Below are 8,617 nucleotides of genomic sequence, written 5' to 3'. Positions count from 1 at the left end.
ATCCTGAAGCAGTCCAGCCCGGCAATATTTGTGCCCTTACAAAAAAGGCGTTCCAATTAAAGGGCGCATTTCGTTTGATGTCTGGTATTCGCTGATCAGACCAGACTATGGTCCTCGAAATCCGCCTCGCCGCCATTGTCTTCGACCGGGATCTGCATACCGCCCTCTTCTTCTTCACGTTGGGCTTCTTCAGCTTTCTGGTCCTCTTCTTCTTTCTGCTCTAGTTCGGTCTTACCGAAGATATCGTCATCAACTGCGGCCTGCTGCTGTTCGTCGAACCAGTTACCCTCATCGCCGCCCCCACCGCGACCGGCACCGACATTCCGGAATGTATCGCCACCACCGCCATCATTTAACGGTTCGGAATTGGAAAATTTTTCCAACGCCGCCATCAGACGGTCACCATCGCCACCCCCGGCATTTTCCGCATTATTGTGATCGATAGAGCCCCCCGGGGCATCCTGGTCGCCATTGCCGAAGCCGTTGTTCCCATGCTGACCGCCATGGCTGGTATCGTCGGCCTTGCCGTGGCCCTTGTCATGATCTCTTCCATGATCCGTGTCACCGCCTTTGCCGTGGCTGGTTTTACCATCCCTGCCGTGGTCGGTATCGCCACCCTTGCCGTGGCCCCTGTCATGATCTCTTCCATGATCAGTATCACCGCCTTTGCCGTGGCTGGTTTTCTCGCCCCTGTCGTGTTCGGTATCGCCACCCTTGCCATGGCTGGTGTTCCCGTCCTTTCCATGAGAAGTATCATGCCCCGTATTATGGCCAGTGCCATGCCCGGTCCCGTGTCCTGTCCCATGATCAGGATTGTCATGTTGCTCAACCGGCGTGCCATGATCTTCTGGCAGTTCAACATTGAGGCTCATGTTGACTGATTCACTGTCACCGTTCTCCGCTTCCGTTGAAGCAGCGACTATCGGCAGGTCAAAGTCCTCGTTCACACCTGCATCGACGGTCATCTGAAGATCCTGCAAATCACTGCTTTCAAGTGACCATGTGCCATCGCCATTATCGGTCCCGGCCGAGAAACTGACGCCTGATGGTACCGGACCAAGTGTAATGGTCAGACTTTCGGAGCCGTCGATATCACTGAGTGCGCTTTCGATATCCAGGTCGTATGTCGTGGAGCCATCATCGCCCCCGCCGGCGTGCTGATCATCTCCAGCGGCTTGCGAATGCCCCTTGCCGACACCAGAGCCTGAGTGATGCTTACCGGAGCCGTTGCCATCGCCGCGCCAGGAACCTGCCCCACCGTCCCCGCCACGCTGGCCTTCATCTTCATCGAAGTTATCGCCTTCCTTGTGTGCATTTGGTCCGCCGCCACCCTGGCCCGGGTTATCATCGTCAACACCATCGACGTTATTTCCGTGGCCGCGGTTATTGTGCTGCCCTTTACCTACTGTATCACCTCCATCATTTCCGCCATCCTCACTGACGGAAAGGCTTGCATCCAGTGTCGGCGCATCGGCATCAGCAACAACCTCAACCTTGACGTCTTCGGAGAATGTCTTGGTTTCTCCAGTGGTGCTTTCTGTGACTGCAACATCCACCTTGAGATAGAAATCGACATCGGAATCATGCGGCGGGGTGATGGTCAGGCTCTCCAGATCGCCTTCTTTCAGCGTCCAGGTGCCGTCACCGTTATCCTTACCGGCCGAAAGCATCGCGCCCTCCGGCACATCGGAAATGGTAACGGACATGCTTTCCGAACCATCCGTATCCGTCAGGCTGATGTTCAGGTCCAACGGGATCGCCGTATCCTCGAGGCCCGATGCATCGTCGATGTCCATTTCCGGATATGAAACGGTGATGTCGCCCGTATCAGCGGACACCGTAGTGCCCTTCAACGTCATGTTATTGTCGAAGGTGATTTCGCCGCCGTCCAGGTTTGTCTCGACCGCGCCTGCAAACACGTTTGCGTCGATGCTGTCACCGTCCTCGGGGACAGGTCCCGTGAATGACACCGGGAGAGTCACGGAACCGTTGCCTGCCTGAATGTCGGCGGCATCAACCTGCACCACGACGAAGGTTTGCCCGTCCGGCAGCCCATTGTCGGCGTTACCTTCGACGGTCTGGGCATTCTCGTCGGTCGGCGTCATCCCTTCCGGCACCTCAACGAAGACAAAGTGCTTTTCGGATCCATCCTCGTAGTCCCCGAACGTGGCAGATACGTCTATCACCACCTCGCAGACAGGATCCGGTGCTGGCGGGGCAACCTCGAACGAGATTTCGTGCACCAGGAAATCGCTGTTTTCACCCGTCGCCTCGAAGACGATCTGGTCGAATAATCCGCCATCGTCCGCCTTGAACGTACCAAGGCTGTCGACGCCGTCGGTGCCCCCCTCGATCACAACTTCGCCGACAGGCTCCCCGTCGCGATACAGCGTGATTCGACAATCCTCATTCGGATTTTGCCATGCGATGGTGACGTTGGCTTCGGATACATCGCTATCGAAGTCGATCACGACCTGCTCGGACTCGCCGTCCTCGTAGCCGATTTCGCTGTCGGCACCATTGGAAGCATCGCCTTTCACACCGAACCCGGTCGGATAACCGCTGGATTTAACGCTGATATTGTCAGTCGACCCTTCGGAGAGGTTGCCGTTACTATCAAGTGTACGGCCGGACACGGTAAAGCCAGCATCCCCTTCATCGTAGTTGTCGATTCCGATCTTGACCGTTTCCGGCTCGCCGCTGTCACCTTCGCCCGGCACGATGGTCGCCTTGATCTCCGCGGACACTCCCACGTCATCGGCAACGGCATCGACTTCGACCGTGAACGTCGATTCGACGGTACTGTTGTCACCGGTCGATGCTTCCGTCGAGGTCACAGACACCGAAAGATCGAAATCGACATCGGAATCCGTTGGCGGCGTGACGGTCAGACCGTCCAGATCACCCTCTTCAAGCGTCCAGGTGCCGTCACCGTTGTCCGTCCCGGCCGACAGCGTCGCCCCATCCGGCACGCCGGAAATCGTGATCGACAGGCTTTCCGAACCGTCGGTGTCCGTCAGGCTCGCATCGATGTTCAGCGGAATGGCGTTGTCTTCATAACCTTCCGCATCGCCGACGACGAGTTCCGGTTCCTGCGCCGTGCCATCTGTCACATTGATCGAAACAGTGGCCGAAGACGTATCCCCATCACCGTCCGTGATCGTGTAGGTGAAGCTGTCCATGACCGGCGAACCGTCAGCACTTTCCATCTGCTCGTCGCTTTCGAATGACCAGGTCCCGTCGGCGTTGACGGTCAGCGTCCCCTGCTTCGTATCAACGGTCTGACCGGCATCCGCGGTCTGCGTCTCACCGTTCTCGTCGGCATAGGTAAAGGACGTGATCTCGGCCCCATCGGCGCCCAGATCGTCATTCGAGAGCAGGTTATCCGCACCGTTACCGGTGCCGATTTCCACCCCGCCATCCGTGACATTGAACGTCCCGTCATCGACCGCTTCCGGCGCCGCATCGGCGATATCGATGTTCAGGGTGGTTTCCGTGGACTCGCCGTTACCGTCGGTAACGGTCAGCGTTACCGGCATGTCATTGATCAAATCGCCAATGGCGCCATCATGGTCCACCGGCGCCTGAAGCTCGACGGTATAGGAATAATCGCCACCGTCCTCGTTCAGCGTGATCGTCATCACCGGGCTGCCGTCCGGCGTCGAACCGGTGATCGACTGGCCGTCTTCGGATACGGTAAAGGTGATCTCCTCGCCACCCGAGGTCAGGCGCATATACTGCAGTTCCGCCGGAACACCGATCGTCACAGTGCCTTCGCCATCGGCACCGAAATCAATGTTGATATCACCGCTCGCGGATGTCGTGCCGTTACCCAGATTGTTTTCATCCAGGCGAACCTCGCCGGCTTCCACCGTTGGCGCACCGTTCTCGTAGCTTGCCGTAACCTGCGCACCGCTGAAGCTGGTATTGTTATCCAGCGTGATTTCACCATCTTCCGGCGTTTCTACCGCACCGGAATAGACATCGAAGTTGATATCCCCCGAAGCCTGGTCATCCGGAACCTGGAAGGTTACCAAAACCTGCGCGGAGCCGTCGTTATCGGCAAGATCGGCATTGTCGACCTCGATCTTGATGAACTGCTTGTCCGGCAGGCTGTCGAAATCGCTGCCATTCACAATCGTCGAGCCTTCTGGGGCGTCCCAGCCTTCCGGAACTTCAACGAGCACAAAGTGGCTTTCCGAGCCGTCTTCGTAATCGCCGAACCTGGCATTTAAGTTGACGGTGACTGCATGACCGCCGCTGCCGATACCTTCGGCTTCGGCACTGCCGCCGACCGTTGTGTCGTCGGCCACGGCATCGACCTTGACTGAAATCGAGTCCGTTACCGTCGAGGTCTCTCCAGTCGCACTTTCCGTCGACGTCACGGACACCGAAAGATCAAAGTCGGCATCGGAATCCGTGGGCGGCGTAACGGTCAGGCTGTCCAGATCACCCTCTTCAAGCGTCCAGGTGCCGTCACCATTATCCGTCCCGGCCGACAACGATGCGCCTTCCGGCACACCCGTAATCGTGATCGAAAGGCTTTCCGAACCGTCGGCATCCGACAGGCCGGCATCGATATCCAGCGTAATGGCGTAGTCTTCGTAACCTTCCGCATCGCCGACGACCAGTTCAGGCGGCTCGGACGTCCCGTCGGATACATTGATAGTTACGTTCGCCGTTGACGTATCCCCATCACCGTCCGTGATCGTGTAAGAGAAGTTATCCATGACCGGCGAACCGTCGGCACTTTCGATCTGGTCATCACTCTCGAAAGACCAGGTCCCGTCCGCGTTCACGGTCAGCTGCCCCTGTTGCGTATCGACTGTCGACCCGGCATCCGCGATCTGCGTCACACCGTTCTCGTCTGTATAGGTGAAGGACGTGATCTCGGCCCCATCGGCGCCCAGATCGTCATTCGAGAGCAGGTTATCCGCACCGTTATCGGTGCCGATTTCCACCCCGCCGTCAGCGACGTTAAAGGTCCCGTCATCAACGGCCTCAGGTGCGTCATCGATGACGTTAACGTTCAAAGATGTTGAAGCCGTATCCCCATCGCCGTCCGTGACTGTCAGGGTTACGGGAATATCGGAGATCGTCTCACCGTTGACGCCGGTGTGATCCAGGTTGTCGCTAAGCTCAACACTGTAGGAATAATTCCCGCCGTCCTCGTATAGCGTGATCATCATCACCGGGTTGCCGTCCGGCGTCGTGCCGGTAATGCTCTGACCGTCCTCGCTTACCGTAAACGTCACCGGCTCACTATCCGCCGTCAGGTTCATGTCCTCGAGTTTCTGCGGGATCGAAAGTGCAACACTACCCTCGCCATCTGCCCCGAAGTCGATATTCAGTATCTGCCCGCTGAGCGTCGCCGTCCTTTCGCCCAGATTGCCTTCGTCCAGCGTAATCGAGTAACCGTCCGTGCCCGGCTCGCCATCCGGTGGCACGATCTTCGGACCTTCGTCAGTGATATTGATCGACTGGCTGGCCGTCGCCGTGTCCCCATCCCCATCGGTGATGGTGTAGGTGAAGACGTCAGAGACCGCTCCGTCCGAATGATCGACAATGGCGTCGCTCTCGAAGTTCCACGACCCATCCGCGTTTACCGTCAACGTCCCGTGCTCGGTGTCGACCGTCGACCCGGCGTCCGCCGTCTGTTCGTTGCCGGTCTCATCCATGTACGTGAACGACGTGATCTGGCCGCCGTCCGCACCCACATCGTCGTTACTGAGCAGACCGTTCTCCGCGTTGACGCTCAGGTTGGCGCCTCCTTCGTCGAGGCTCACCGCCGCGTCGTCCGTGGCTGCCGGATTATTGTCCCGGATGCCGATCTCAAGATTGGTGCTCGCTTCCGTGCCGTCACCGTCGGTCACCGTCAGCGTCACCGGCAGGTTCGACATCAGATCGTCGCCCGCACCGCTCTCGGCGTGATCAACGTTGCCCTGCAGATTAACCGTGTAAGATAGATCTCCCGTCTCCGCATTCGCGTCCAGCGTTACGGTGAACACCGCTGCGCCGTCCGGCGTCGATGCCGTGATCGTCTGACCGTCGTCACTGACGGCGTAGCTGATCGCCTCGCCGCCCGACGTCAGGTTCATGTCCTGCAATTCCTGCGGTATGCTCAGGCTCGCAGAGCCAAACCCGTCAGAGCCGAAGTCCACTTCAATCGCCTGCGTCGCAGAGCCCATGTCGTCTTCGTCGACCACCAGATCGGCCCGGCCCAGATCCGGTCCGTCATCGTTACCAGAGGGCGGGTTCTTGGGGATTTCCGGCCCGTCGTCAGTAATGTTGATGCGTTGTGTCGCCTGGGAGGTGTCACCGTCGCCGTCGGTAATGGTATACGTGAAGCCGTCCGTGACCGCGCCATCGGAATGGTCCGTATTGGGGTCGGCCGTGAACGACCAGGAGCCGTCGGCATTCACCGTCAGCGAGCCGTTCTCGGTGTCCACCGTCGAACCCGCATCCGCCGTCTGCTCGTTGCCGGCCTCGTCCGTGTACGTGAACGACGTGATCTCGCCGCCGTCGGCGCCCACATCGTCGTTGGCCAGAAGGTTTGCGCCACCTTCATCCGAACCGATGGTGCCGCTACCTTCTTCCATTGTAAGCGTCGCTTCGCCGACCGCTTCAGGTTGATCGTCGACAACGTTGATCTTAATTTCTGCGGTCGCTGTCGACCCATCTCCATCCGTCACCGAAAGACCAAACGGCAGGTTTGAAAGCACATCCGATCCGGCATCCGGGTGATCCAAATTCCCCTGGAGTTCAAAAGTGTAGCTGAACTCGCCGCCTTCTTCAGAAAGCGACATCGTAAACACCGGCTCGCCATCAGCCGTGGCAATGATCGACTGTCCGTCATCGGACAATGCATACTCCACCGGCTGGCCGTCCGCCGTCAGGTTCATGTCTTCCAGTTCCTGCGGCACGCTGAGCGCGACACTGCCCTCGCCATCGGCACCGAAGTCGATGGAAAGCGCCTGCGTCACGGATGCATTACCCCCGGCAATATCGTCCTCGAACAAGGTCGCAAGATCACCTTGTCCGTCGGAATCGTCTTGTCCCGGCGGGAAGCTGACTTTCGGGCCATCATCGGTAATTTCAATCGTTTGCGTGGCCGATGAGGTGTCTCCGTCTGCATCGACAATTGAATATGTAAAACTGTCGGCCACAACCTCGCCGCCGTCATGATCGATCCGCTCATCTGCTTCGAATGTCCACGATCCGTCGGCGCTGACTGTCAGTGTCCCGTTTTCGGTATCGACAGTTTCACCGGCGCGCGCCGTTTGTTCTTCACCGTTCTCGTCGGTGTAAGTGAACTGGAAAATCAAGGCGCCATCGGCGCCCACCTCATCATTGGCCAGCAGATTATCGGCACCATTTTCAGTGCCGACGGCATTGCCGCCCTCTTCCATCCGTAAAGTTTCATCGTCACGGGCAACGGGCACATCATCGACCACGCCGACCGAGAATTGCCCGACAGCGAGGTCTCCGTCACTGTCGGTGACCGCGATACCGATAGGGAAATCGATCTGCTCGGCATCGCCGTGATTGATGGACCCTTGCAGTTCGAATGTATAACTGAAGCTGCCGCCGGACTGATTAAGGGTGACCGTAAAGACAGGCTGCCCTTCGGAATCGACTGCCGTCACCTGCGATCCGTCATCGGACAACTGCACATCCAGAGTCGTGCCATCCGGACCTGCCTGAATTTCTCGCAATTCCTCTGGAATCTGTAAACGAACTGTCCCCGCACCGTCGTCACCGAAATCGATGACCAGCGGCTGCGTGATCGCTCGCGGACCAGCGCCATCAGTACCACCAGCAAGATCGTCTTCGTCGAGCACTGCATTGCGGGCAACCGGCGTTTCGGGATTGTCGTCTACTTCACTCGGGATCGTCGGTGGTTCTTCGTCGGGTTTTTGCGGCGGAACAATCAGTTCTTCGGTGCCGTTATCCTCTGAATCGCCCTCACGGCGAATCTCTTCTTCATCCTCTGGACGGCTGACATCTTCGAAGACCCGGTCCTCGCGGAACTGCCCTTCGCGAAAATCAAAATTCAGGCCGCGTTCTTCGTTCTGGTAATCGCCGCCAGCTTCCTGTTCGACATCAATCGGATCAATGGGCGGCGGCGGATCACCTGGCGTGTACTGACCGGGTTCGATAATCGGCGCTGACGGCGGCGGCGCCCCCTCTGGCGGCGCATCTTCGATAACGCTGATATGGTCTTCCTTGCTACCGGTGTGAATATTGGAAATAGAATCATCACGTCGATCATTGGAAGCGCTATCACGAAGTATTTCATCCAGCGACTCGCCTCTGCGCGATTGCGCGCCATCGCCGGACCCGCCACTAAAAAAGTCATCTGCCTGATCCGCCTCAGCCTCTTCGCCGAATCCGTCTCTTCCCGTCGTTTCCGCCATTTTGGCAGCTCCCACTTAAGTGTGCGCGTTCTCGGTCCGTCCCACCTTTGCAAAGTAAAACTTAACTTTGGAGACAGAGGAAATCTACCATAGCTAAGCGCGCGTTAGCGGTGATAATTGGTTACATGATGTTACAGGCCGCAGGTCTTTTATTTGCACTGATCGCAATGAATTATTGCTGCTTGATTTTCTATTCGTAT

1 protein-coding gene is annotated in these 8,617 nt (G+C 57.9%); it reads right to left on the bottom strand.

Annotation, left to right across the window (positions count from 1 at the left end; translation table 11 throughout):
* Nucleotides 1-95: 95 nt before the first annotated feature.
* Nucleotides 96-8,417, bottom strand: a complete 8,322-nt coding sequence (locus L2D14_09715; protein ID WNJ98157.1) for an Ig-like domain-containing protein — start codon at nt 8,415-8,417, stop codon at nt 96-98.
* Between the last annotated feature and the right edge of the window lie 200 nt (nt 8,418-8,617).

It is taken from the genome of Thalassospiraceae bacterium LMO-JJ14 (assembly GCA_021555105.2).
Taxonomy (GTDB): domain Bacteria; phylum Pseudomonadota; class Alphaproteobacteria; order Rhodospirillales; family Casp-alpha2; genus UBA4479.
Note: the sequence above shows the minus strand (reverse complement) of the source record. Positions and strands in the feature narration are given on the sequence as shown.